This is a genomic window from Arthrobacter sp. GMC3 (genome assembly GCF_002929305.1).
In the GTDB taxonomy this organism is placed as follows: domain Bacteria; phylum Actinomycetota; class Actinomycetes; order Actinomycetales; family Micrococcaceae; genus Specibacter.
The window spans coordinates 1-1,457 of the sequence record NZ_PJIO01000046.1 but is presented as its reverse complement, the minus strand read 5'-3'; the positions used below and the strand labels follow the sequence as shown (position 1 = coordinate 1,457).

General features: G+C 49.8%; 2 pseudogenes. Both read left to right on the top strand.

Features of this window, described 5'->3' with window-relative positions:
• Positions 1 to 1,050 (top strand): annotated as a pseudogene (gene cadA, locus CXQ94_RS23570) (lysine decarboxylase CadA); the annotation flags it as partial.
• A 58-nt stretch (positions 1,051 to 1,108) separates the two neighbouring features.
• A pseudogene (locus tag CXQ94_RS23565) lies at positions 1,109 to 1,457 on the top strand (hypothetical protein); the annotation flags it as partial.

Here is a 1,457-nt window from a genome sequence, read left to right as displayed (position 1 = left end):
AAACTGCTGGCGGCGTTCTCTCAGGCTTCCATGATCCACGTTAAAGGTGACGTAAACGAAGAAACCTTTAACGAAGCCTACATGATGCACACCACCACTTCTCCGCACTACGGTATCGTGGCGTCCACTGAAACCGCTGCGGCGATGATGAAGGGTAATGCTGGTAAGCGTCTGATCAACGGTTCCATTGAACGTGCGATCAAATTCCGTAAAGAGATCAAACGTCTGAGAACGGAATCTGATGGCTGGTTCTTTGATGTTTGGCAGCCGGATCATATCGATACGACTGAATGCTGGCCGCTGCGTTCTGACAGCACCTGGCACGGCTTCAAAAACATCGATAACGAGCACATGTATCTTGACCCGATCAAAGTCACCCTGCTGACTCCGGGGATGGAAAAAGACGGCACCATGAGCGACTTTGGTATTCCGGCCAGCATCGTGGCGAAATACCTCGACGAACATGGCATCGTTGTTGAGAAAACCGGTCCGTATAACCTGCTGTTCCTGTTCAGCATCGGTATCGATAAGACCAAAGCACTGAGCCTGCTGCGTGCTCTGACTGACTTCAAACGTGCGTTCGACCTGAACCTGCGTGTGAAAAACATGCTGCCGTCTCTGTATCGTGAAGATCCTGAATTCTATGAAAACATGCGTATTCAGGAACTGGCTCAAAATATCCACAAACTGATTGTTCACCACAATCTGCCGGATCTGATGTATCGCGCATTTGAAGTGCTGCCGACGATGGTAATGACTCCGTATGCTGCGTTCCAGAAAGCGCTGCACGGTATGACCGAAGAAGTTTACCTCGACGAAATGGTAGGTCGTATTAACGCCAATATGATCCTTCCGTATCCGCCGGGAGTTCCTCTGGTAATGCCGGGTGAAATGATCACCGAAGAAAGCCGTCCGGTTCTGGAGTTCCTGCAGATGCTGTGTGAAATCGGCGCTCACTATCCGGGCTTTGAAACCGATATTCACGGTGCATACCGTCAGGCTGATGGCCGCTATACCGTTAAGGTATTGAAAGAAGAAAGCAAAAAATAATTAGCTCGTACAAGGGAAGTGGCTTGCCACTTCCCTTTTTTGCTCATAAGGAGAACACATGAAAACACCCTCACAGCCGCGCGCGATATACTATATCGTGGCGATCCAAATCTGGGAGTACTTCAGTTTTTACGGCATGCGTGCCTTACTCATTCTCTATCTCACCCATCAGCTTGGTTTTGATGATAACCATGCCATCAGCCTGTTCAGCGCATATGCTTCTCTGGTTTACGTTACCCCTATTCTCGGCGGCTGGCTTGCCGACCGCCTGCTCGGCAACCGCACTGCAGTGATTGCCGGCGCGCTGTTAATGACCCTTGGCCATGTGGTGCTGGGTATTGATACAAATTCAACCTTTAGCCTGTATCTGGCGCTGGCAATCATTATTTGTGGCTACGGTTTATTCA